The organism is candidate division WOR-3 bacterium, assembly GCA_039804165.1.
Lineage (GTDB): Bacteria > Hydrothermota > UBA3072 > UBA3072 > UBA3072 > JAFGHJ01.
On sequence record JBDRZZ010000002.1, the window covers coordinates 18749 to 41811 of the forward strand.

A 23063-nucleotide genomic window follows, 5' to 3' on the forward strand; every position below is an offset into this window, starting at 1 on the left:
TATGTCTGAGTTTTCTCTAAATCTTTCTACTAAAATTTTTTTTGGGAAAGGCAAGGTAAAAGAACTTGGAGAAGCAATCAAGCCATTTGGGAAAAAGGTGATGGTTGTGACTGGAGGCGGTTCGATTAAGAAATATGGAATTTTTAATGAGGTTGCTAATGAACTCAATAGATCCGGATTTGAATGGTTTGAGTATTCGGGAGTTGTTCCAAATCCTAGACTTAGCCATTGTATCTCTGGTGCGAAAATAGCAATTGAGGAAAAGGTAGATTTCCTTCTTGCTGTTGGTGGTGGTTCTGTTTTAGACGCAACCAAAGCTATATCTTTTCTTGGTTTTACAAAAGGAAATGTTTGGGAAGATTATTTTGTAAATAATAAGGATATAGAAAAAGCTTTACCAATCGGAGTCGTTCTTACACTATCTGCCACAGGCTCAGAGATGAATGGAAATGCTGTGATAACCAATGAAGAGAAAAAACAAAAAATAGCTGCTCGTTCTGAAAATCTCAAACCAAAATTTGCCATTCTTGATCCGACTTATACCTTTTCTGTTCCAAAGGAACATACTGCAAATGGTATTGCAGATATCTTCTCCCATCTCTTCGAGCAATATTTTTCTCCAGAAGAAATAGATTGGTGGGTTCCTGATAGAATGGCGGAAGGTGTAATGAAAACGTTGATTAAATGGGGCCCTGTGGCTTGTGAAGAAGGAAATAATTATTTTGCAAGGGCAAACATAATGTGGGCATCTACAGTAGGGCTAAATGGACTTCTTGGGGTAGGAAAATCTGGGGATTGGGCAACCCATAAGATAGAACACGAGCTTTCAGCTTATTATGACATTCCTCATGGGGCCGGTCTTGCTGTTTTACATCCTACTTGGATGGAGTATGTTCTGGATGAAAACACAAAGGAAAGATTTGCGAATTATGGAAGAAATGTTTGGGGAATAGAAGGGAAAAGCGAAATGGAAGTGGCTAAAAAAGCAATTGAGAAAACAAGGTTTTTTTTCAAATCCTTAGGATTACCCTCAAAACTGAGAGAGCTTAAAATAGATGATAAATATTTCTCTAATATGGCGGAAGAGGTAATAAGTATATATAAAGGAGAAGTTGGAAGATTGAAAAAGCTAACAAAAGAAGATATTGAGAATATTCTTAAATTGGCAGAATGAAGTTAAAAAAGATTGGTGGATTTAGCATAGGGACTTTAATCTCAAGAGTCACCGGAATGGGTAGAGAAATTGTGTATGCTTATCTTTTCGGCTCCTCTTTATGGATGGATGCTTTCCAAGTGGCTTTCAATATTCCAAATCTCCTTAGAGATTTCTTCGGTGAAGGTGGAATGAATGCTGCGTTTGTTCCTGTGTTTTCAGAGTTTTATACAAAGGAAGGTAAAGAAGGTGCTAACAAATATTTATCTTCTTTCTTCCTTCCTTTAATTTTAGTTCTTTTTTTTATAGTCTTCTTAGGGATCATTTTTTCCCCTCATATAATTTCTATTCTTGCAAAAGGTTTTACTAAAAATCCCTTACAATTTGAAGTTGCAGTTAAACTTACAAGAATGATGTTTCCTTTTTTAATTCTAATTTCTCTTGCCTCTGTAGTTATGGGAATTTTGATTTATTTTGATCTTTTTTTTGTAACGGGTTTTTATACAGTCTTTTTTAATATTTCAGTTGTTATGTGTTCCTTTTTGCTTTACAAATCTTTGGGTATTTTTGGTGTAGCGGTTGGCGTTTTAATTGGAGGAATTCTTCAACTTCTTTTTCTTCTTTTTTTTCTACCAAAGGTTGGAGTAAAATTAAGGAAACCAGAATGGGGTCATCCTGGGGTAAAGCAGTCTTTTAAACTATTAATCCCTGTCTTCTTTTCTTTTGCCGCGGGTAAGATAAATGTAAGTGTAACTCTTTTTCTCGCTTCTCTACTCCCAACAGGAAACATTTCTCATCTTACCTATGCTTATAGAATAATGCAACTACCTTTAGGAATGTTTGGTGTTGCTGTTGCAGCAGTATCTCTTCCCGAGTTTTCAAGAAAAGCAGCTGAGAATGTTGAGCAATATCCTTATATATTATCCGCTCTAAGAGCAGTTTTCTTCCTTTCTGTCCCTGCTGTTTTTCTATCGATTTCTCTTCGTGTCCCTATTGTCCGTATTTTATATGAACGTGGCGCTTTTCTTTTCGAAGACTCCCTTAAAACCGCCTCTCTTCTATTATCTTATCTTCTTGGTATGCCTTTTCTTGCAGGAAGTAAAGTTATAGGAAATGTATATTTTTCAAAAAAGGATACAAAAACCCCTATGGTAATGAGTTATATTTCAATGATATTTAATGTAATTTTATCAATAATTATGATGGGAGCCTTTGGAGCTATGGGATTGGCCCTTGCGGTTTCTATATCAGCTTTGATTCAATTCTTTCTTCTAATGAAACCTTATTTGAAAATATTTAAAGATTTAAAATCATTCTTTATAAAGATAATTATTGCCTCTTGTTTAGGAGGAGTTCCTTCAATATTCCTAGGGAGAGATTTTAACTATCTTTTTGCTTTCTTTTTTGGTCTTATCTCTTTCACCTTGATTTTTATATTAATAGGTTATATATTAAAAATTGAGGAAATATGGAAATTGATAAAAGTATTAAAAAGGCAATAGAGGCCTTATTATTTGCTTCGGCAGAACCTTTAAGCACGAAAAGAATTGCAGGTGTTTTAGGATGTTCAAATAGTGTTGTAGAGCAAGCCCTTGTTCTTTTAGAGAGAGAATATGAAGAAACAGAAAGAGCTTTTACTGTAAAAAAAGTAAATAAGGGTTATAAACTTTTCACAAGACCAGAATTTTCTGAAATTATAAAGGAGGTTACGGGAAGAAAGGAATTATATCTCTCAAGGGCAGCTCTTACCACTCTTGCAATAATTGCATATGAGCAACCCATAACAAGAAGAGAGATAGATAGAATAAGAGGGGTTGATAGCTCAGGGGTTATAAACACTCTAATGGATGCAGGTCTTGTGAAAGTTGTTGGGAAAGAAGAAAGTTTTGGGCATCCATTTTTATATGGAACTACCAATAAATTTCTGGAAACTTTTCATCTAAATTCTATTAAGGATCTTCCTCCATTAGAAGATGAGGATTCAGCTTTTTCTATCAAGAGCGGGAGTGAGTTCTAGAAGAAAAGCAGCTGAACTCATTAAAAAGGGTCTTGTAAAAGTTAACGGTAAAACAATTTATGAACCTTTTTATAATGTTCAGGAAAATAAAGACGTTGTTGAGGTTAAAGGGAAGGAGGTTAAGTTACCAGAGGAATTTACTTATATAATTTTGTATAAACCTAAAGGTGTTATTACAACTGTTTCTGACGAGTTGGGGAGAAAGACGGTTATGGATCTTATTTCTATAAAGAAAAGGGGACTATTCCCTATTGGAAGACTGGATGCAAACTCAGAGGGTCTTCTTATTATCACAAATGATGGAATTTTGGCAAACAGATTAACACATCCATCCTTCCAAATAGAAAAGGAATATGAGGTAATTCTCTCGAATGAAATAAGAGAGGATATTAAAAAATTAGAAGAAGGGATAAGAGTAGGGAAAGATTTCCTCAAGGTGAGTAAACTCGCTATTAAAAGCAAAAAGAGCATTTTTGTGGTTCTAAAAGAAGGGAAAAATAGAGAGATAAGAAGAATGCTTGGAGCTTTAGGATATGGAATAGAAAAACTTAAGAGAATAAGAATTGGGAGTCTTAAACTTTCTGGTCTTTCTCCTGGAGAATGGAGAGAGCTTAAAGAGGAAGAAATTCGTAAATTGAAAGAGGATGCCTTTGGAGCAATTTGAATCTTTTGTGAGTTTGGATCTTGAAACAACGGGGTTAGATTTTAATCATGAAAAAATAATGGAGATCGGATTGGTTCTCTTTGAGAAAGGGGATATTTCTTATAAGTTTTCCAAAACAATAAATCCCGGAAAAACAGTTTCTGATAATGTTTTAATTCTTACCGGGATAACTCAAGAAGAACTTAATGGAAGCGAGCCCTTGGAAGAGTTAATCCCTACAATAAAAGATTTTATTAAAGATAAGCCTATAGTTGGCCATAATATAGATTTTGATATTAATTTTCTGAGAAAACATATACCAATAGAAAATCCAATTTACGATACGCTTGTCTTAAGCAAAATTTACCTACCTTTTGCTCCTAGCCATAAGCTATTAAATCTTGCCGAATATCTAAATATTCCCTATGAAGAAGGGCACAGAGCTTTGGCAGATGCAGAAATTGCAGGAAATGTTTTCTTGAGAATTTTTGAGTTAATGACAGAACTTGATCCATATCTTTTAAAAACTCAATTGGATTTACTGAGCTATAAATATCCTGAATCAGAAATTATAAAAAAGGCTCTCGAGATTTCTTTACATAAAGGGTTAAATAGAAAGCCCTATCCTTATAACATTCCTGTTAATTTTCGTGAGAATAGAAAAAAAGGGGAGGTGAAAAAACTTCCTTCCGTTAAAGATTATTTTAATTATGAAGGTTTAGAAACAAGACCTTCACAAGTTAAAATGGCTGAGTTGGTAGATGCTACCCTCAGGGGAAACGAATTTCTCTTAATTGAATCATCCTCAGGAACGGGTAAATCTTTGGCTTATTTAATACCTAGCATATTAATTTCCAGAATGGAAAAGAAGCCTATCTATATTTCAAGTTATACAAAGACTCTTCAAGATCAGCTCTTTACTAAAGACATCCCTTTTGCGGAAAAAATCACAGGTTGTGGAGTCAACACTGTTTTAAGAAAGGGACGTTCAAATTATCTTTGTTTAAAGAAACTAAAAGAATTACCTAAGAATCTTGACCCTGTATCTCTTTGTTCTCTTTTTTTCTGGAGTTCTATCACAAAAACTGGGGATCTATCAGAAATCTCATACCTTTTTAGAGATATAAATAAGGCTTTAATCTCGATGGATGAGAGTTGTAATAAAGAGTCTTGTCCTTACTATGATGTTTGTTTTTACTATAAAATGAAAAATAGGTTGGGTAATGCTGATCTTATTCTTGTTAATCATGCATTGTTTTTTACCGGAAAACCAGATGCAAAAAAAGTAATTTTTGATGAAGCTCATGAACTTGAAAGTGCTGCTACCTCGGGTTTCTCTACAACAATAAGTTTTGGAGAAATTCAAGGAGTTTTGAGTAATATAATAAGAGGAACAAAAGACAGAAAAATTTCTAAAAAGATTGTTGAGATAATTGATAAGACAAAAGAAATCTTTCAGAGCATATCTGCGAAAGTCCCAGATAGAGATTCTCAAGAGGGCTTCTATAATAGAGAACAAATTTCCTCGTTATTGTTTATATGCGAAGAGCTTGAAGAAGTTTATAAACTGTTTGAAGCTATAGAAGAGGAGGAAAAATATCTGGGTGACCAATTACAGGAAATCATTCGGAAACTTAAGATTATAATTGAACAAGATGAAGAAGATAGGGTCTTTTATTATAGACTTCCAAATAAAGATCGACCATTATCTATAGAATTGATAGCAGCTCCTCTTGATATTTCTTCTTATCTTAGAGAAGCTCTTTATCCGGAATTGGATTCTTTTGTTATGACTTCAGCTACCCTTACAGTGGGAGAGTCTTTTGATTTTATAAAAGAAGTTTTGGGGCTTAGAAATCTCGGAGAACGACTTAAGGAAATCTCGCTTCCCGAAACTTATAGATATAAAGAACAAGCTCTAACAATTATTCCTACCTATCTCTCGGACCCAGGAGAAGAGATTTTCATAGAAGAAGTGGGACAATTTTTAGTGGATGTCATTCTTCCTTCAGAGAGAGGAACTTTAGTTTTATTTACTTCTTATAAACATATGAAAGGAGTTTATCAAAAAGTTTTAGGAGAATTTGACAAAGCTGGAAGAGAGCTTCTAATCCAAACCCCTGGAAAGTCAAGGAAAAAATTACTTAAACTTTTTGAAGAAAATCGTTCTTCTGTTCTTTTGGGGACAGGTTCCTTCTGGCAAGGTATTGATGTGCCGGGAGAGTCTCTTGAAATAGTAATTATAGAGAAACTCCCCTTTCCTAATCCTTCCGAGCCAATTATTGGTGCCAGAGCAGAATATTTTGAAAAAAGAGGTTTGGGAGGTTTTTCTTCTTATATCTTACCTCTTTCGGTTTTAAGACTTAAACAGGGATTTGGTAGACTGATTCGTTCTACGAAAGACACAGGCGTTGTTTTTATTCTTGATAAAAGAGTGCTTGATAAATTTTATGGTTCAATTTTTTTGGAGTCACTCCCAACAGAAATTTCCATTGTTCATTCAAGTCTTGAAGCTAAAAATGCTCTTAGATTATGGTTTGAGGAAGGAAAGATTTATAGAAATTTTTCTGAGGAATTTGGATGGGAGTCTTTTTAAGAAAAAAAATTAAAAATATACTTTTTGTTACTGTGGGCTATACCTTTGGCGGAACAGAAAAGATGATCGCAAGAATTTCTCCAATTTTAAGAGATAGAGGTTATGAAATTAAGGTTCTTGCTTTTAAAGGATGGGGGCCTATGGTAGAAGAATTAAAAAAAGAAAAGATTAAATGTATATCTCTTTTTGGAAAAGGTAAGTTTGACTTAAGAGTTCTGTGGAGATATTTTTTTTATTTATTAGAATTCCGGCCTGATCTAGTAATTGCGTTTCTTTATAGAGCTTATATCCCAACAAGGATTTTCTGTTTTCTCTTAGGAATTCCAAACATTTCTTCTGTTCAAGGAGTTCCAGGAAGGGTAAGCCTAATTCAGAAAGTCATTGAGAGAATAACAGCTCCTTTAAGTTGCGGTTTATATTCTTGTTCTAATGCTGTTACAGAATTTTTAATCAAAGTTATTGGTATCAGAAAAGAATTTATTACAACCATCAATAACGGAGTTGACATAAAATTCTTTTCCCGGAAAATTAATAGAGAGAAGAAGATTAAAGAACTGGGGTTAAACCCTGATTCTAAAGTTGTAGGGACTATTAGCAGATTAGAGGAACCGACTAAAGGAATAAAGATTTTGTTAGAAGCATTTAGAGTAGTCCAAGAGAAAATAAATTCTCAACTGCTTATTGTCGGTAGCGGAAAGGATGAATTTTGGCTTAAAGAAATGGCTAAAGATTTAAAAATTAAAGCTATATTTTTAGGAGAACGAAGTGACGTTCCTGAAATCCTTCAAGTAATGGATGTTTTTGTCCTTTCTTCTTTTTACGAAGGATTACCCATTGCTATTCTAGAAGCAATGGCCTCTCAACTTCCTATCGTTACTACAAGTGCAGGAAGTTGTGGAGAAGTAGTTTTAGATGGAAAAACAGGCTTTGTTGTAGAACCGGGAAATCCTTCGGAGTTAGCTAAAAGAATTGAAATGCTTCTTAAAGATGATAAAAAACGGAGGAAATTTGGAGAGGAAGGATTTAAAAGAGTGAGAGAGAATTTTACAATAGATAAAACCGTAAGTGGAATTGAAGGTTTATGGAAAAAACATTTGGGATCAAGTCTTCTTTTTTGAAGTTTATCAAATTTTACCATTTCTAGCCTTAAACCTACTTAATAGAGAAAGTACCCTTTTCTTTAATTCAATTTAAAAACCAAAAATTCAAAGAAGCCCTGCCCCCAATTTTTAACTTATCTTGTGGAGCTACCTAAACAGAAATCACAATTATCGTATCCAACATATGCGCATGGGAAAGAGTGGGGAACCCCACCATATTGGCTTTAGACATTTTGTTTATCCATTTGCATCCTTTTTTATGAACCTCTTTAGATTTTGAAGGTATTTTCAGGTAAAGAACTATTTCTGACTTATCTTGATTCTGAAAAGGTATCCCTCTCATATAACAAACTCTTCCAGGAGTTAGTTTGTAGTAAGAATATCGAGTATTCACTTTTTCAAATTGCATTTCAATTAATTCTGCTCCTTCGGCAAGACGGCGAAGAATTCTAACATATACTTCAGTATCTTTAGGGAGTTTTTCTAGTTCAAATCTCACTTCTGAATATTCGTTGGCATTACCTCCAATAAAAAATTCCATATCTATTAACCCTTCTGGTAGGACATCAACAACATTGATATTCTTCCAGGCAAAGTTATTGCTTTCCGAAATGAATTTACTATAAAGAGTGCCTGAGGTAATTAAGGTTTTGTCAGGAGCAGGATCTATTGGATGATCGCGTTCACAAACCGGGCAAAAATGTCCAAGAGGTGGAAGAGCATCTTCGGGCCAGATAATCTCTCCAAAAGAAACAGAACCAGGCTGAACGTTATAAACCATTTTTGTTCTTACTAAATGCCAAGAAGAAGGATTTGCAAAAGTGCTTGGTTCTGCCCAATAAACACTCACTTTTACATCACCTGGGACTGCTCCTCTATTCTGAAGACGCACATAAATATAATTATCTTATCCCAACTCCACATTCTCTGAGAGATTCTCATCATTCATATCTCCTAAAGTTAAAGGAGGATTAGTGACCTTTCCCGTGCGAGTTATAATATCAGGACTCATCCAAAGATGACCAATTGAAGGGATCGTTCCAACATCTGTCAAACTATCCCGCACATAGATATCCGGTCCAATACCCACAGCCGTAAATGCATTTTTTACAGAATCTAAAATTAGGAGATAGTTTGGATCTGTCTTAAAAAGAGCATTTACTGCATTTAGAGCTGCCTCACGGCATTCAAGAAATGGGGCGTTAGAGTTTCCAAGTAATCCGATAGACTGAATGTGCCAGAATATCTCCTATGTTTTGGTGTAACCGATACCAGTTACAGAAATACCACTGTTTGGATGGATGCCGCCCATTAACATAAAATATGCGGCATAAATAACCGGACCACAGTTTACATGAGGGGCTCCTTCTTTTATTGTTCCGTCAAGATTACAGGTTGTGTCCTTATAACCAATACTCATAGTATCTAAAAGCTGCAGCAACATGGTTTGGAATTCTGAAATTTGCACCAAGAGCAGGATCCAAAGGATTGTTCATTCTTCTTAGACAATCTCCCGGAATAGATGGTTGGTCATCAGGATACCCAAGATTTGAAGTATGGTCAGTAACCGCATGGGTGAATTCGTGGGCCACTACATCCCTTGTTGTAAGGTAACTAAAGAGAACATTATTTCCATCACCAAAGTAAAATTTTTTTGAGATGGAGAATAAAAGACATTATTTTAGTCAGTGCCTCTGTGTGCTCCTGCATAAATGGTCGCTCCTCCACCGTCAAAACTATTCCACCCAAACCTGGTTCTGTAATAATCTACAATTTCTCCAAAATACCGATGAATATCAACTTCTGCTTCTTGATTGTCTTTCCTTGGGGTTGTTGTGCTATTAATTCCAGTTATTGTCACTGTCTTCGCTGATATTGGCATCACTGCAATTATTAGTGGTGCCGTCTAAATCACAAGTTCTTATTTCTGGTCCTCCAGAAGACATTCGGATATTGTGAATTAACTTATAGATAGTCCCATCTAGAACAGTACTTAGAGAACCACTTCCTGAATATACACCGACCCCACTTCCAATGTTTCTCAACGCATTTTTATGGATAATTTTACCATTGTGAGTATCTATATAGTAGTGAAGCTCTCTTTCATGCTCTAAGTCATCAATATGAACATTATAAGCGAGATAAGTTTTATCTTTTCGTTGATAAATACAAAGTTTTGGAGAGTACCCTTCTTCGGGCTTCCCATCCTTAGCATCTTTTAGAGCAATTTGAATTGCATCTTCAACTTCGATCTTGGGTTTGGTATCTATCTCAATCTCAGGCTGATACTTATTGGTAAGTAAATTGATTGCACGGTTAGGATCAAATTGGACTCGAGCTATGCCTCCTTCTACTGGTATTCCATTATGCATCTGTTGCATAACAACGCAGGTATTTCCTTTAGAGTCTCTCACCTTTTTTATAAGCTTGAGCTCTTCTTTGGGATCTTTCATTCTTAAGAGCGATTTGTTTTCATCAAGGAATTCAAGGGCTGCTCCTATAATCATTCGTTCGGGCTTTCCTTCAAAAGGCTCGGCAATTTTCCTAGAGATAAAAGCAGATGCTTTTAACTTGTGATCCCATCTCATTCGCAATTTAGAATCCAACTGTCTAAACTTCTTCATAATAAACTCTTACCTTGGGGTCATAACTTTCTCTTTTTCTTCTTTTTTCATTTTTCCCTCCTTTTGTTTTTAATTAAAATAACCTTATACCCACTTAGAGAGATTAAATACACAACACTTATTCACTTAGAGGCAAACCAACATTGGTTATATTCCTAAAAAGCTCCAGTGTTTTTCCATGTCAATTTTTTAAGCCTAAAATCACTTTTTACCCCCTTATTAAACAAAACCCCCTCCCAAAATGAACAATTTCTGGAGCCCATTTCTTAAACATCAAAAAAATCCTACTTCACAGAAAATTCAGAGATGAATGTTAAAAATTGAACATCTTAAAGATAACCTCCAAGAAGTATTGATGTAGCATAAATAACAAGTTGTATTTGCCAAGTTTTTTATTTAATATTTAAAAAATATTGAATTATAAGAATTTTTATCGAATTTTTAAATAATAAAATTTTTAATTTTGATAAATTCTATTAAATTTGGAATAGGGATTAGGTATAGAGATTAATTGTCAAGGGTTTAGGAGTTCTTTAATAAAGAAAAATTTACCTCTTGACATTTATCTTATGATTTTTATTTTGGTTAAGGATGACTGATAAGCAGTGGGAAATATTATTAAGGGTTATAGAAGGAGAAGAGATAAGGCCTTTACCTATTGGATTTATAATAGATAGTCCTTGGTTGCCAAATTGGTATGGAATCTCTATCCTTGATTATTACTCTTCGCCTGAACTCTGGTTTAAAGCGAATATGAAGGCAATAAATGATTTCCCCTCTGTGATTTTTTTTCCTGGTTTTTGGGCAGAATATGGAATGTGTAGTGAACCCTCGGCTTTTGGAGCAAAATGCTCTTTTCCTGAAAATGCTTTTCCAAATCCTAAAAAAATTATTCTTTCTTCTTCTGAAATTGAAGATTTAGAAATACCTGATCCAAAGGAAGATGGATTTCTTCCCTTTATACTAAATCGTTTAAAACTTTTCCAAACGAAGATAGAGAAAGAGGGTCATAAGATAAAATTTTCTGTTTCAAGAGGCCCTTTGAATATAGCAAGCTTCCTAATGGGAATTACGGAGTTTTTAATCCTTATAAAAACAGAGCCTGAGAAAGCTCATTCTTTGCTGAGAAAAGTGACAGATTTCTTAAAGAAATGGCATTACATTCAAAAGGAGACTTTTCCGACAATTGAAGGGATATTCATTTTGGACGATATTATAGGTTTTATGGGGGAAGAAGATTTTAAAACTTTCGGGTTACCTTACTTTAAAGAATTATATGATATTGAAGCAAAGGTGAAATTCCTTCATAATGATGCCTCTTGTAAGGCTTCAATTAAATTCTTGCCCGAGTTGGGGGTTAATCTTTTCAATATGGGTTTTGATACAGACATTAACGAGTTGAAAAACCAAACAAGTAACCAAGTAGTAATGCTTGGGAATATTCCTCCAAGGGATGTTCTTGCAAAAGGAACTCCTTGTGATGTAAAAAATGCTGTTATAGAATTAATAGATTCACTTCAAGATAAGAAAAGAGTGATTCTTTCCTGTGGTGGTGGTATGCCTCCCGGTGTTTCTTCGGAAAATATTAAAGCTTTTATTGATACTGTTAATTATTATTAAATTTTTTTAAATGAAAATATAAACTGTTTTTAAGAAGACTTGACTTAATATTTTGTTTTGGTATTATAAAAGTATGAACTTGATCTTATGGTTGTTGGGAAGCTTTGTCATTTTAGGAAAGGTGGAAGGGGTTATTGGTCCGGCCACAGCAAGTTATGTTCATAGGGTAATAGAACTTTCGGAGAAAGAAGAAGCAGAGGCTCTTATCCTTTTACTTGATACCCCGGGTGGTTTAGATGAAGCCATGAGAGAAATAGTCAAAGATGAGTTAAATTCCAAAATTCCAATTGTGGTTTACGTGCATCCCTCAGGGGCAAGAGATGCTTCAGCTGGAGTCTTCATTACTCTTGCTGCCCATATAGCAGCGATGACTCCAGGAACAAATATAGGAGCCGCTCATCCTGTAGCTATTTCTCCTGGAAGGGAGGATAGAGAAGGGAAAACAGAAGAAACAATGATAAAAAAAGCACGAGAAGATGCAGCAGCTTATATTCGCTCAATAGCAGAGAAGAGAAATAGAAATGCAAGATGGGCAGAGAAAGCCGTAAGAGAATCCGCTTCTGTTACCGCAGAAGAAGCCTTAAGACTAAAAATAATTGATCTTGTAGTTCCAACGGTAGATGAATTATTAGAGAAAATCCATGGCAAAGAGGTAAGTTTACCTATGGGAACAAAAAAATTAAACACAAAAAATGCAGAGAAGAAAAACGTTCCGATGAGCCCAAGAGAAGAATTCTTAAAAATAATTTCAAATCCAAATGTTGCTTATATTCTATTCATCGTTGGTTTATATGGACTTATTTTTGAAATAAGGAGTCCTGGAGGTATATTTCCGGGACTTTTAGGAGCTCTTTGTCTTATTCTTGCTTTTTATTCTTTTCAAACTCTTCCAATAAATTATGCGGGTGTTGCTCTTATAATCCTTGGAATTGCCATGTTTGTAATGGAGGTTTTAACCCCAACGTATGGACCTTTAACAATAGGAGGTATAGTTTCAATGTCATTAGGATCAATGATGTTAATAAAATCAGAAGCAAATTTTCTTCAGATCTCAAAACCAATAATCTTTGCGGTTGTTGGAACAACAGCTTTATTTCTTCTTTTCGCTCTGGGAGCGGTTGCTAAGGTAATGAGGAAGAAACCAACAACAGGAAAAGAAGGACTTATTGGAGGAATAGGAAAAGCTTTAAGTGACATAACCCAAGAAGAAGGGAAAGTTTTTATAAGGGGAGAATATTGGAATGCTGTTGCAGAAGAGAAAATAAAGAAAGGAAGTTTAGTAGAGGTTATAGAAGTGAAAGGTCTTACCCTAAAAGTCAAAAAAAAGGAGGTATAAATGCCAATTGGTGTTATTATAGCAATATTTGTTGTTCTTCTAATTCTTCTCGCGAATGCAATAAACATCCTTCAGGAATATGAGAGAGCTGTTACTTTTCGTCTTGGAAGGTTCGTTGGAGTTAGAGGTCCGGGGCTTGTTCTTATAATCCCATTTTTCGAGAAAATCATTAGAGTAAGCCTACGAGTTGTGACCTTAGATGTTCCGGCACAAGATGTGATTACTAAGGACAACGTCTCCGTTAAAGTTAATGCTGTGGTTTATTTCAGAGTTATGGAGCCAGAAAAAGCTATAATTGAGGTGGAGGATTACAAATTTGCAACTTCACAAATTTCTCAAACAACTTTAAGAAGTGTGGTTGGAAGCGCCGAATTGGATGAACTTTTGTCCCAAAGAGAAAAACTAAATAAAGAACTCCAAACCGTTATTGACAAAGAGACTGATCCTTGGGGGATAAAAGTTACAACCGTGGAGATAAAGCACGTAGACCTTCCTCAGGAAATGCAAAGAGCAATGGCTCGTCAGGCTGAATCAGAAAGAGATAGAAGGGCAAAGATAATAAACGCAATGGGTGAATATCAAGCTGCAGAAAAACTTGTCTCGGCAGCAAAATTAATGGAACAATCCCCAATTACAATACAACTTAGGTATTTACAGACCTTAAGAGAAATTGCTACAGAAAACAACTCTACAACCATATTCCCTCTTCCAATAGAATTATTTAAACCCTTCTTAGAATTAGCGAAAGTTATAGGAGAGAAAGGTAAAGTTACTCCGGAAGATTTTATGGAGTAAAAAAATAGAATAGGAGTTGTAAAGTAAAGCGAAGAGTTTCGTGGATCACTTATTACTTTCCCCCGATGGGAATGGGGGGAATAGGAAGAGTATATAATATCCCGAAAGTTTTAAAAGAACTTGGGTGGGAAGTAGATATTTATACACCTTATCCTCCAAGAAATTACCCAAAGGATGAAGAAAGCTTTAATACAAAAAACTTAAACATTATAAGAACCCCTTCCTTAGATCCATTTCACATTTTACCAAGCAAAATACTTAAGTCTGGGAGTGGGAAAAGAGATTATCTATCTTTCCCAGATAATAAAGTTTTGTGGTTGCCTTTTCTTTTAAAAAAGATAAAAAAAACAAATGTTATAGTAATCTCCTGTCCTCCTTTTTCCCTAATGTTATTGCTTTTTTTTGTTAAAAATACTCCTTGTGTAATTGATTATAGGGACTTATGGGTAGGAAGTTACCTTGGAGAATATCTGTTTAAGTGGGAAGAAGCCCTTGCAAAGAGAATAGAAAAATATTGCATTCAAAAAGCCTCTCTTATTATCACTGTAACAGATGGAATCCGAAAAATTCTAATTTCAGAGTATCCTGAGGCTAAAAATAAAATTCACTTAATAAGAAACGGCTTTGATAAGAACTATCCATTTACAACTAAAAAGAAAAAAAAAGAGAAACTCATTTTTACTTATATGGGTTCATTTAGTGATATCTTTAATCCGGAAATTGTTTTTGAGGGATTTGAGGAGCTATTTGCCTTAAACCCTGAATTGAAAGAAAGAATTGCTTTTAAATATATAGGACCCTCTATGAGAGAGGGTTTAGTAAAAAGGGCAAGAGAAATTGGCTTAAGCCTTATTTCCAAAGGATACTTGCCTTACAAAAGGGCTTTTTATGAACTAAGAAATTCAGATATACTCATTTTAATAGGAGGAGGGAAAGAAGATTCTTGGCTAATTCCTTCAAAACTATACCAATATATTGCGGCTGGACAGCCAATTATTGCAATAACCAGAAATGAAGAAATAAAAGATTTAATAGGCTCTTCTGGTGTAATTTGTGAGCCAACACCTCTTAGTATTGCAACCTCTATTGTTGAGGTTCTTAAGAATTTGAGTAAATTTAAACCTACTTCTAATTACTTAAAATACTCTTGGGAAAATCTTGGAAAGGAATATTCTGAGCTTCTTATGAAGATTTTATAGAAGAAATGGAACATATAACAAAACCCTAACGTCTTTAAAGATGGATAACATAAATATAGAACAGATATTTTTGGATTATAATGAGTATATTTATAAATATATATATGGGATGGTTCAAAATCGAGCGGAAGCCGAAGATCTATTGCAAGATACTTTTATAAAAGTGATAAAGGCTCAGAATACGGATGTAAAAAATTGGAAAAATTATTTACTTACGATTGCGAGAAACACAGTTTATGATCATTGGAGAAAAAAGAAAAATAAAATAAGCTTGGATTTTCTAAAATTAAAGGAGAGGAAAAAAGATATTGAATTACGGCTTGATATTGAGAAGGGAATAAGAAAATTATCTCCAAAATTAAAGGAGGTCCTTGTTTTAAGAGAAATAAACCAATTAGAGTATAAAGAAATTGCAGAGATTTTAGGAATTGAAAAGGGTACTGTAAAATCACGCTTAAATAGGGCAAGAGAAGAATTAAAAAACTTTTTGGAGGGCAAATGAGTTGTGAATCTATTAAAGAGTTAATCTCAGCTTATATTGATGCAGAGTTAGAGAGAATTGATATAACTAAAGTAGAGAATCACATTAAGAAATGTGATGAATGTAATAAACTACTCCACAGTTATCAAAGTATAAGATATAGCATTCGTAGTATTGAAATTCCAAAGCCTTCTGATGAAATTCTTAAACGAATTGTGAGATTTCCAAGAAGAAATCTATACAGACTTAGAAAAGTTGCTTTGAGTTTTTCTTTTTTAAGCTTACTGGCTATCTCTCTTTTACCGTTCCTTAAAAATGAGGAAAGATATATCTCCGAAGAAGTGAGAGAGGAATATAAAAATTATTATATTATTAGAGAAGAAAAAAATCCATATGTAGAAGTTTATTATGAAAAAGAAGGTAATTTTCTTCTCACAAATTATTCTGGAGGGAGTTTTTAAGGTTAAATGATTTCCTTATTTATTTTGCTTTCTTCTTATCTTTCTCAAATAGAAAAAGAAGTGATGCAACTTGAGAACAGTATTTCTTCTTTTGTCGTTTCTATTGGAGTCGAAAAGAGTGAACTTTCTATGACCGGAACAGTGGTAGGAAAGAATCACATTGTAACTGTAGGTTTCATTGAAGTGGGAGAGAAAGTAAGTATAGAAGATAGATTTGGAAATATAACAAAAGGGGAAGTTATTGGAAGAGATCCAAGCACAGGAATTCACTTAATAAAAACGGAAAAAGATTTCTCTCCCCCCTCCTTTCAAACAAAAATAAATAAAGGGCAACTCTGTTATATTTATGGAAACTCATTTGGATGTTTGGGAATGATTGGTATGGGTTTCCTTCAGAGCCCAGAAGGAATTTCTTTTAACGTGTCCGTTCCCCTCTCTCCGGGCAATAATGGGTCTGGAGTTTTTGATTCTGAAGGCAAACTTTTGGGCATCTTAGGAGGGAAAGTTCATTCTCCAATTTCTCTTCTATATTCTCTAAGAACCAGCAATAATTTTGCAGAGGTAATTAAAGTTAATTATATTTTAAATACGGTTGAACAAATAAAGAAAACAGGGGTTGTAAAAAAAGCATGGCTTGGGGTTAAAATAGAAAAGAATGTTCCCTTAGACAGAATGGGAGTAATTGTGAAGGAAGTAATAAAAGGGTCTCCAGCAGCTTCGGTTGGTATAAAGGAAGGAGATATTATCCTGGCCCTTAATGGTAATAATATATCTAATATAGAAAGACTTAAAGAATTAATCCTCATTGAAGAGCCTGGAAATACAGTTGTTCTTACTATTATAAGAGGAGAAAAAAGAATGGAAGTTCCTGTAAAACTTGGAGAAGAGAAAGAGAAAAGGTTGGAGATTCCTTTAGATTTAAAAATAGAAAAAATTATTCCAAAAGAACTTATTGAAGAAAATAAAGAAGATTTAAAAGAAATCTTGAATGAAAAAATCTTACGACTTTCTGAAGAATTAGAAGAGTTGAAAAAAGAATTAGAAGAATTAAAATAAATTTAATTTTTATAAATCTTACTAAAAAACTAACCAAAATTTCTCCTATTCTATAAAATAGTCTTGACTATTTTATCTTTTGACTCTATGTTTTTTTTATGCATAAAAAACGAAAAGAGAGAAACATTAAATATGAGGGGAGATGGGGTTTTAGTTTATTTTTCCTCAGTTTGATGTTTTTATTCTTTGGGCTCTGGTTCTCTAACTTTCTTCCAAAAAATTTAAATCCAGAGAATTTAGGAAGGATATTTTTTTATATTGGGATTTTAGAAGGGATAGGGGTTCTTTCTATTGGTTATTTTTCTTATCCAAGATTTCACAATTCAAAAGTGTTTCTCTGCTCTCATCTTACAGGTATCTCTGTTTTAGCCTTTTCTTTTTCAGGGCTAGGCCTTTTTTCTTTTAAGGACTCCCAATTTTTCATTTCAGGACTTTATTTATTAGCCCTTTTCGGAATTTTTATAAGCACTTTAACCCCAACATTTTTAAAATATCGTTTGGCAAAGAGAATCACAATCACTGCTGTTATTCTTGAATTATTTCTTCTTTCTCTTTTTTTGGAGAAATCTCACAAAATTCTTTATATATTCGAAGGGAAATATGACATTATATTTTGGGTAAACTTTATCCCAGGCTTAATTACGCTTCTCAATTTAGTTTTTTCTCTCCTAATGTTAAAACACCAGTTCTTTTTAGGAGGAATTTTTGGAGGCATGGGATTACTTTTGGGAGGAGGATGGTATCTCAATAGGTTAGAAGTAAATACATTTCTTCTAAACTCTTATATATTCACTGTAGCTCCTTTTTTCTTCTTAATTGGAATTTTTATTCATTGGGTGGCAAGATTAGAACATCGCTCTTTTTATGATCCTCTGCTTTTGGTGTATAACCGAAGTTATTGTGAGCAAATCCTTAAAGAACAAACAAAAATTGATACCTCTCCCCCTTTTGTAATCGCAATTGTTGATGTTGACCGATTCAAAGATATTAATGATAAATATGGGCATAGAATAGGAGACCAGGTCCTAATTCACACAATTAGAATCTTAAGAAACGAAGTCGGAGGAGGTGTTGTTTGCCGTTATGGAGGAGAAGAATTCGTGGTGTTATTCCCCCAAAACACTCTGAAAAAGGTAAAGGCAATTATGGAAGCTGCACGAAGAGCAATTCAAAAATCTAAAATAAAAATAGGAAATAAGGAGATAAAAGTGACAGTATCTATTGGTATTTCACAAAGAGAAGAGATAAAACAAGATCTTTATAAGGTTTTAAGTTTTGCAGATAAAGCCCTTTATAGAGCGAAAAAAAGCGGTAGGAATCAAATAAGGTTTTCTAAGACAGAATAATTATTCTATATATTTTCTAAGCTCTTTTACAATCCGATTGGTAAAATTTTTGTTTTTTACAACAGCAAAAATTGTGTCATCTCCCGCTATAGTTCCTACAATTCCTTCAATTCTTGCCTTATCTAAAGCTGTGCATACAGCTGGGGCATTACCAGATTTTGTCTTAATTACAATAATATTGTTTACAGGGGTGATCTCAACAAGACCAAGTTTAAAAAGCAAGTCAAGCCTCTCCTCCCCACTTTCTTCTATCTTTATAAGTCTGTAAGAACCATCTCCGATTGGAGCCCTAATATATCCAAGTTCTTTGAGATCCCTTGAAAGTGTTGATTGAGAAGTTTTTATTCCCCTTTGTTTTAGTTTTTCTTTAAGTTCAATTTGTGTGTGTATTTTTTCTTCTTCCAGAATCTTTTTAATAAACTCTATCCGGCGGGTTTTATTTTTAGACATATTTAAATATTAAAAACAAAAGTTATTTGTCAACCACATTTCATAAATTTATGTGAGAGCTTCTTATGATTTTTTCTGCTTGCTTTATTTGTTCTTTTACCGAACTCTTAGCTGTTCCTCCTTTTATACTTCTACGCTGAATAGCTCTTTCAAAATCAAGCCATTTATATATATCCTTCTCAAAAAATGGAGAAAATTCTTTAAGTTTATCTAAGGGGATTTCTTTTATAGAAAGATTATTTTTGTTTGACCATTTTAGGATTTCTCCTGTAATTTCATGAGCTTCCCTGAAAGGCACTCCTTTAATCGTTAGATAATCTGCAATCTCTGTGGCAAGTAAATCTGGTAAAAGAGCTTTTTTTATCCTATCGGAATTAAGAATCAGAGTTTTTAGAATCCCTGTGAATATATCAAGAGATCCATCTACTATCTCAATAATCTGGAAGAGGTGTTTTTTATCCTCCTGGAGGTCTCTATTGTATCCATGGGGGAGACCATGACAAAGAGAAAAAAGAGCGGTAAGGTGTCCAATAGCAGAAGCTGACTTACCTCTTATAAGCTCTAACCCATCAGGATTCCTCTTTTGAGGCATAATACTGCTACCAGTTGCATATTCCTCGTCTATTTCAACGAATCCAAATTCACTCGTTGCCCAATTTATAAAATCTGAAGCGTAACGACCCAGATGTAATGCAATCATTGTAAGACCAAAAGCGAAAGAAATTGGTATATCCCTATGAGATGTAATATCAAGGCTATTCCAACTAATTTCTTTAAAACCCAAATCCTGAGCGAGAGACTTTCTTTCAATTTTAAAACCACTTCCTCCCAAAGCTCCAGAACCTAACGGCATTATATCACAATTTTTTAGACACAAAAGCAAGAGATTTTTATCTCTTTCTATAACCCAGAATAGAGATAATAAATAATGGGAGAAAAGAATTGGCTGAGCTTGCTGGAGATGAGTGTAACCAGGGATTATCAAATCTAACTCCTCTTTTGCTTTCTCAATGATGACTATCTGAAGTTTCAGAATTTTTTTGATTATATCCCCACCTTTTTTCTTTAAATAAAGAAAGAGGTCTGTTATAACCTGATCGTTCCTACTCCGTCCAGTATGAATCTTCTTTCCGGTTTCTCCTATAAGCTCAGTTAGCCTTCTTTCTATTGCGGAATGAATATCTTCGTCCTCTTCAGAAATCTTGAAACTTCCTTCTTTAAATTCTTCCTTAATTTTCTCTAGCCCGGTAAGGATTTTCTTGAGTTCCTCTTTATTTAAAATTCCTATTTTCTTTAAGCTTTTAGCCCAGGCTCTATTGACAGCAATGTCTTCTTCGTAGAGAATTCTATCAAAATCTATAGAATGACTAAACTTCTCCATTTCTCGGGCGGTTTCTTTAGAAAAACGCCCTTTCCAAATTTTCCCTTTTCCCATTTTTCATCTAAGATTTGTTTTTTCTTTTAATCTATTTAATCCTTTAATTGTCAATTGTAATCCAAATAAATTAATAAACCCTTCAGCATCTTTTTGGTTATAAATTTTGTCTTCTCCAAAAGTAGCAAAGTCTTTTCTATAGATTGAGTATGGAGATTTTCTACCCAGGGTAATTATATTACCTTTATAAAGTTTTAATCGGACAACGCCTGTGACCTTATCTTGAGTTTTATCTATAAAGGCATCTAAAGCTTCTTTCAATTCTGAAAACCACAATCCGTAATAAACCAACCGAGCGTAGAGATTAGCCACCTCCATCTTAAAATGTAATGTATTAGCCTCCAGAACTAAACTCTCAAGCTGTCTATGTGCTTCATAAAGGATTGTTCCTCCAGGAGTTTCATAAACTCCTCTTGATTTTATTCCTACTAGGCGATCCTCAACTATATCTACCATTCCTATTCCATGTTTTTTCCCCAATTTATTGAGATAAAGAATTAAATTTACAGGAGAAAGTTTCTTCCCATCCACCGCTATAGGTATTCCTTTCCTAAATTCTATTTCCACAAAACCTGGTTCATCAGAAGCCTTTTCAGGTGGAGTAGTATAAGAGTAAGCATCTTCTGGAAAACTCTGCCAAGGATCTTCAAGAATTCCGCCTTCAATACTTCTATGCCAAAGGTTTGTATCCGTGCTATAAATTTTTTCTTTTGTGCTTGTTACAGGTATTCCGTGAGCTTTTGCATACTCAATTTCGTCTTCTCTTGATTTTAGATCCCATTCTCTCCAAGGGGCTATTATCTTTAGTTTTGGATTTAAGGCCTTATAGGTCAACTCAAACCGAACCTGATCGTTTCCCTTTCCTGTGCACCCATGAGCGACCGCATCCGCTTTTTCTTTTTCTGCAATTTCAACTTGTTTTTTGGCAGCTATTGGTCTTGCGAAAGATGTCCCTAAAAGGTATTTCCCTTCATACATTGCTCCAGATTTAAGAACAGGAAAGACATACTCCTTAACAAATTCCTCTTTTAGATCCACAACATAAGCCTTATCAGCTCCAGAAGCAAGAGCTTTTTCTTTAATTCCTTTTAAATCCTCCTCCTGTCCAAGATCTGCAGTGAAAGTTATAACCTTACATCCATAATTTTTTTTAATCCAATGTAAAATCACAGAAGTATCCAATCCTCCAGAATATGCAAGGACAACTTTTTTAATTTTGTGTTTCATCTTTTTGCCCTCCCTCTTAAATATAAAAATAATAACCTTTTTACTTTTCTTGTCAAGTTTAAAATTTTTAAGTTAAGCTTGACAAAATTAATATTTTTCTTTAATATGAAAAAAGGGAGGTTAAATGAAACTTGATGATCTAGAGATATCAAAAGGAATTATTGATAGTTTTTTTAATAAATTTCTTGGAGCCTTAGAATTAGATGTAGCGCTTGTGGGAGCTGGTCCTTCTAATCTAACAGCAGGAATAATTTTTGGAGAAAATGGTGTTAAAGCAGCTATCTTTGAATCTAAACTTGCTCCAGGAGGAGGGATTTGGGGAGGAGGAATGATGTTTAATGAAGTGGTGTTCCAAGAAAAGGCATTGCATCTTTTAGATAAATTCGAAATAAAATATAAAGAGAAAGGAAAAGGTTATTATCTTGTAGATAGTATTGAACTAGCTTCCACATTAATCTCAAAGTGTGTTAAAAGTGGAGTAAAAATATTTAATTTAATTAAGGTGGTGGATGTTCTCTTCAAAGAAGAAAAGAAAAGAAAAAGAGTTAATGGTCTTGTTTTACAATGGTCACCAGTAGAAAATTTGAATTTACATGTAGATCCTTTAGCAATAAGAGCTAAGTTTGTTGTGGATGGAACAGGACATCCAGCAGAGGTTTGTTCTCTTGTTTCACAAAAAATGAATGTGAGATTAAAAACAAGAACTGGAAAAGTTGTTGGAGAAATGTCTATGTGGGCTCTAAAAGGAGAAGAGATGACTGTAGAAAATACTTCTGAGGTTTTCCCAGGGTTATTTGTAGCAGGGATGGCTGCAAATGCGGTAAAGGGAGCTCCAAGAATGGGACCTATTTTTGGAGGAATGCTCCTTTCGGGGGAAAAATTAGCAAAAGAAATTCTAAAAAAATTGAATGGTAGAAGTGAATTTTAATTTTGGTGCCTATGTTATAACAAGTGGAAACCATCTTAAAGTAGCCCAAGAGGCTTGCGAGGGTGGCGTTAGAATTGTTCAATATAGGGATAAAGAATCCTCAAGGAAAAATATGCTTACTATTGCGGAAGAGATAAGAAAAATAACTAGAAAGTATAATTCTTTATTTATTGTTAATGATTTTATTGATATTGCTCTTTTGTCTAAAGCTGATGGAGTCCATCTTGGACAGGACGATATTCCTATTACCCGCGCAAGAGAAATAACTCCATCTCACTTCATAATTGGGATCTCCACTCATTCTTTAGAAGAAGCTCTTCAAGCGGAAAAAGAGGGAGCTTCCTATATTGGGATAGGACCTGTCTTTTCTACCCCAACTAAAAATTATTTACCTATTGGACTTTCAGTGGTTAAGAAGGTGATAGAAAAAGTTAATATCCCTGTTGTTGCAATCGGTGGAATAAATCTTGAAAACATTAATACTCTTATAAGAATTGGTGTAAAAAACGTTGCAATGTTAAGAGCTTTTCAGGAAAACACAAGGGAGAAAGTAAAAAAAGTTAATTCCTTACTAAATAATTAAGAAGAAAACCCTT

At 34.2% G+C, this 23063-nt stretch carries 25 protein-coding genes; 16 read left to right on the forward strand and 9 right to left on the reverse strand.

All coding sequences use genetic code 11. The features are described from left to right. Position 1 precedes the first annotated feature (1 nt). From ABIN61_01160 to ABIN61_01185, 6 genes are read left to right on the forward strand one after another with little or no spacing between them, the layout of a single operon-like run. Positions 2-1174, forward strand: coding sequence for an iron-containing alcohol dehydrogenase (locus ABIN61_01160; GenBank protein ID MEO0292814.1), 1173 nt, complete (start codon positions 2-4; stop codon positions 1172-1174). Further along, entirely contained in the window at positions 1171-2655 is a 1485-nt protein-coding gene (gene murJ / locus ABIN61_01165; protein MEO0292815.1) for a murein biosynthesis integral membrane protein MurJ, read from the forward strand. Before ABIN61_01160 ends, murJ begins: the two co-directional genes overlap by 4 nt. After that, complete coding sequence (gene scpB, locus ABIN61_01170; protein MEO0292816.1) at positions 2622-3170, forward strand: SMC-Scp complex subunit ScpB; 549 nt, start codon at positions 2622-2624, stop codon at positions 3168-3170. Before murJ ends, scpB begins: the two co-directional genes overlap by 34 nt. Next, positions 3160-3834, forward strand: a complete 675-nt coding sequence (locus ABIN61_01175; protein MEO0292817.1) for a pseudouridine synthase — start codon at positions 3160-3162, stop codon at positions 3832-3834. The genes scpB and ABIN61_01175 overlap by 11 nt, the downstream gene beginning before the upstream one ends. Beyond that, positions 3821-6409 (forward strand): helicase C-terminal domain-containing protein, encoded by a 2589-nt coding sequence (locus ABIN61_01180; GenBank protein MEO0292818.1) that lies wholly within the window; start codon positions 3821-3823, stop codon positions 6407-6409. Before ABIN61_01175 ends, ABIN61_01180 begins: the two co-directional genes overlap by 14 nt. Next, the gene (locus tag ABIN61_01185; protein MEO0292819.1) at positions 6394-7527 is read left to right on the forward strand and encodes a glycosyltransferase; all 1134 of its coding nucleotides are present in this window, start codon (positions 6394-6396) and stop codon (positions 7525-7527) included. Before ABIN61_01180 ends, ABIN61_01185 begins: the two co-directional genes overlap by 16 nt. Positions 7528-7660: 133 nt before the next feature. Here ABIN61_01185 and ABIN61_01190 read toward each other — a convergent pair whose 3' ends face one another. The 6 genes from ABIN61_01190 to ABIN61_01215 all read right to left on the reverse strand — a co-directional run bounded on the left by ABIN61_01190 (position 7661) and on the right by ABIN61_01215 (position 10133). Continuing rightward, positions 7661-8401 (reverse strand): hypothetical protein, encoded by a 741-nt coding sequence (locus ABIN61_01190; protein MEO0292820.1) that lies wholly within the window; start codon positions 8399-8401, stop codon positions 7661-7663. Between the two features lie 15 nt (positions 8402-8416). After that, on the reverse strand, positions 8417-8599 hold the full coding sequence (locus tag ABIN61_01195) for a hypothetical protein (GenBank protein MEO0292821.1): 183 nt from the start codon (positions 8597-8599) through the stop codon (positions 8417-8419). Positions 8600-8758: 159 nt separating this feature from the next. Next, entirely contained in the window at positions 8759-8953 is a 195-nt protein-coding gene (locus ABIN61_01200) for a hypothetical protein (GenBank protein ID MEO0292822.1), read from the reverse strand. Further along, positions 8913-9170, reverse strand: coding sequence for a hypothetical protein (locus ABIN61_01205; protein MEO0292823.1), 258 nt, complete (start codon positions 9168-9170; stop codon positions 8913-8915). Before ABIN61_01205 ends, ABIN61_01200 begins: the two co-directional genes overlap by 41 nt. 20 nt (positions 9171-9190) lie before the next feature. Further along, positions 9191-9391, reverse strand: a complete 201-nt coding sequence (locus ABIN61_01210) for a hypothetical protein (GenBank protein MEO0292824.1) — start codon at positions 9389-9391, stop codon at positions 9191-9193. Continuing rightward, positions 9351-10133 (reverse strand): PepSY domain-containing protein, encoded by a 783-nt coding sequence (locus ABIN61_01215; GenBank protein MEO0292825.1) that lies wholly within the window; start codon positions 10131-10133, stop codon positions 9351-9353. The genes ABIN61_01210 and ABIN61_01215 overlap by 41 nt, the downstream gene beginning before the upstream one ends. A 591-nt stretch (positions 10134-10724) precedes the next feature. Between ABIN61_01215 and ABIN61_01220 the strand changes: the two genes are divergently transcribed. The 8 genes from ABIN61_01220 to ABIN61_01255 all read left to right on the forward strand — a co-directional run bounded on the left by ABIN61_01220 (position 10725) and on the right by ABIN61_01255 (position 18427). Further along, the gene (locus ABIN61_01220; GenBank protein ID MEO0292826.1) at positions 10725-11753 is read left to right on the forward strand and encodes a uroporphyrinogen decarboxylase family protein; all 1029 of its coding nucleotides are present in this window, start codon (positions 10725-10727) and stop codon (positions 11751-11753) included. A gap of 73 nt (positions 11754-11826) precedes the next feature. Next, entirely contained in the window at positions 11827-13089 is a 1263-nt protein-coding gene (locus ABIN61_01225) for a nodulation protein NfeD (GenBank protein ID MEO0292827.1), read from the forward strand. Next, positions 13090-13884, forward strand: a complete 795-nt coding sequence (locus tag ABIN61_01230) for a slipin family protein (protein MEO0292828.1) — start codon at positions 13090-13092, stop codon at positions 13882-13884. It abuts the gene before it with no gap. A 71-nt stretch (positions 13885-13955) separates the two neighbouring features. Continuing rightward, positions 13956-15083 (forward strand): glycosyltransferase, encoded by a 1128-nt coding sequence (locus ABIN61_01235; GenBank protein MEO0292829.1) that lies wholly within the window; start codon positions 13956-13958, stop codon positions 15081-15083. 40 nt (positions 15084-15123) lie between these two features. Continuing rightward, the gene (locus ABIN61_01240) at positions 15124-15585 is read left to right on the forward strand and encodes an RNA polymerase sigma factor (protein ID MEO0292830.1); all 462 of its coding nucleotides are present in this window, start codon (positions 15124-15126) and stop codon (positions 15583-15585) included. Next, the gene (locus ABIN61_01245; protein MEO0292831.1) at positions 15582-16025 is read left to right on the forward strand and encodes a zf-HC2 domain-containing protein; all 444 of its coding nucleotides are present in this window, start codon (positions 15582-15584) and stop codon (positions 16023-16025) included. The genes ABIN61_01240 and ABIN61_01245 overlap by 4 nt, the downstream gene beginning before the upstream one ends. A 6-nt stretch (positions 16026-16031) precedes the next feature. Then, positions 16032-17081, forward strand: a complete 1050-nt coding sequence (locus ABIN61_01250; protein MEO0292832.1) for a S1C family serine protease — start codon at positions 16032-16034, stop codon at positions 17079-17081. A 98-nt stretch (positions 17082-17179) separates the two neighbouring features. Continuing rightward, positions 17180-18427, forward strand: coding sequence for a GGDEF domain-containing protein (locus ABIN61_01255; GenBank protein MEO0292833.1), 1248 nt, complete (start codon positions 17180-17182; stop codon positions 18425-18427). Here ABIN61_01255 and argR read toward each other — a convergent pair whose 3' ends face one another. From argR to ABIN61_01270, 3 genes are read right to left on the reverse strand one after another with little or no spacing between them, the layout of a single operon-like run. After that, positions 18428-18877: an arginine repressor gene (argR, locus tag ABIN61_01260; GenBank protein ID MEO0292834.1), complete on the reverse strand. Its 450-nt coding sequence runs from the start codon at positions 18875-18877 to the stop codon at positions 18428-18430. A gap of 40 nt (positions 18878-18917) precedes the next feature. Next, on the reverse strand, positions 18918-20312 hold the full coding sequence (gene argH, locus ABIN61_01265; GenBank protein ID MEO0292835.1) for an argininosuccinate lyase: 1395 nt from the start codon (positions 20310-20312) through the stop codon (positions 18918-18920). Positions 20313-20315: 3 nt separating this feature from the next. Beyond that, positions 20316-21539 carry an argininosuccinate synthase gene (locus ABIN61_01270; GenBank protein ID MEO0292836.1) on the reverse strand — a complete coding sequence of 408 codons (1224 nt, stop codon included), beginning with the start codon at positions 21537-21539 and terminating at the stop codon, positions 20316-20318. A gap of 124 nt (positions 21540-21663) precedes the next feature. Here ABIN61_01270 and ABIN61_01275 point away from each other — a divergent pair, with 124 nt between their 5' ends. Together ABIN61_01275 and thiE are read left to right on the forward strand one after the other, a co-directional pair. Next, positions 21664-22467: a sulfide-dependent adenosine diphosphate thiazole synthase gene (locus ABIN61_01275; protein ID MEO0292837.1), complete on the forward strand. Its 804-nt coding sequence runs from the start codon at positions 21664-21666 to the stop codon at positions 22465-22467. After that, positions 22448-23050 carry a thiamine phosphate synthase gene (gene thiE / locus ABIN61_01280; protein MEO0292838.1) on the forward strand — a complete coding sequence of 201 codons (603 nt, stop codon included), beginning with the start codon at positions 22448-22450 and terminating at the stop codon, positions 23048-23050. Before ABIN61_01275 ends, thiE begins: the two co-directional genes overlap by 20 nt. Positions 23051-23063 lie beyond the last annotated feature (13 nt).

Excerpts from the sequence above, each read along its gene's own strand:
- ABIN61_01160 (MEO0292814.1), top strand. The coding sequence starts at position 2 with ATGTCTGAGTTTTCTCTAAATCTTTCTACTAAAATTTTTTTTGGGAAA.
- scpB (MEO0292816.1), top strand. The coding sequence starts at position 2,622 with ATGGAAATTGATAAAAGTATTAAAAAGGCAATAGAGGCCTTATTATTT.
- ABIN61_01275 (MEO0292837.1), top strand. The coding sequence starts at position 21,664 with ATGAAACTTGATGATCTAGAGATATCAAAAGGAATTATTGATAGTTTT.
- ABIN61_01200 (MEO0292822.1), bottom strand. The coding sequence starts at position 8,953 with ATGTTGCTGCAGCTTTTAGATACTATGAGTATTGGTTATAAGGACACA.
- ABIN61_01185 (MEO0292819.1), top strand. The coding sequence starts at position 6,394 with ATGGGAGTCTTTTTAAGAAAAAAAATTAAAAATATACTTTTTGTTACT.
- ABIN61_01230 (MEO0292828.1), top strand. The coding sequence starts at position 13,090 with ATGCCAATTGGTGTTATTATAGCAATATTTGTTGTTCTTCTAATTCTT.
- ABIN61_01245 (MEO0292831.1), top strand. The coding sequence starts at position 15,582 with ATGAGTTGTGAATCTATTAAAGAGTTAATCTCAGCTTATATTGATGCA.
- argH (MEO0292835.1), bottom strand. The coding sequence starts at position 20,312 with ATGGGAAAAGGGAAAATTTGGAAAGGGCGTTTTTCTAAAGAAACCGCC.
- thiE (MEO0292838.1), top strand. The coding sequence starts at position 22,448 with ATGGTAGAAGTGAATTTTAATTTTGGTGCCTATGTTATAACAAGTGGA.
- ABIN61_01270 (MEO0292836.1), bottom strand. The coding sequence starts at position 21,539 with ATGAAACACAAAATTAAAAAAGTTGTCCTTGCATATTCTGGAGGATTG.
- ABIN61_01255 (MEO0292833.1), top strand. The coding sequence starts at position 17,180 with ATGCATAAAAAACGAAAAGAGAGAAACATTAAATATGAGGGGAGATGG.
- murJ (MEO0292815.1), top strand. The coding sequence starts at position 1,171 with ATGAAGTTAAAAAAGATTGGTGGATTTAGCATAGGGACTTTAATCTCA.
- ABIN61_01215 (MEO0292825.1), bottom strand. The coding sequence starts at position 10,133 with ATGAAGAAGTTTAGACAGTTGGATTCTAAATTGCGAATGAGATGGGAT.
- ABIN61_01220 (MEO0292826.1), top strand. The coding sequence starts at position 10,725 with ATGACTGATAAGCAGTGGGAAATATTATTAAGGGTTATAGAAGGAGAA.
- ABIN61_01240 (MEO0292830.1), top strand. The coding sequence starts at position 15,124 with ATGGATAACATAAATATAGAACAGATATTTTTGGATTATAATGAGTAT.
- ABIN61_01235 (MEO0292829.1), top strand. The coding sequence starts at position 13,956 with ATGGGGGGAATAGGAAGAGTATATAATATCCCGAAAGTTTTAAAAGAA.
- ABIN61_01225 (MEO0292827.1), top strand. The coding sequence starts at position 11,827 with ATGAACTTGATCTTATGGTTGTTGGGAAGCTTTGTCATTTTAGGAAAG.
- ABIN61_01210 (MEO0292824.1), bottom strand. The coding sequence starts at position 9,391 with ATGCCAATATCAGCGAAGACAGTGACAATAACTGGAATTAATAGCACA.
- ABIN61_01250 (MEO0292832.1), top strand. The coding sequence starts at position 16,032 with ATGATTTCCTTATTTATTTTGCTTTCTTCTTATCTTTCTCAAATAGAA.
- argR (MEO0292834.1), bottom strand. The coding sequence starts at position 18,877 with ATGTCTAAAAATAAAACCCGCCGGATAGAGTTTATTAAAAAGATTCTG.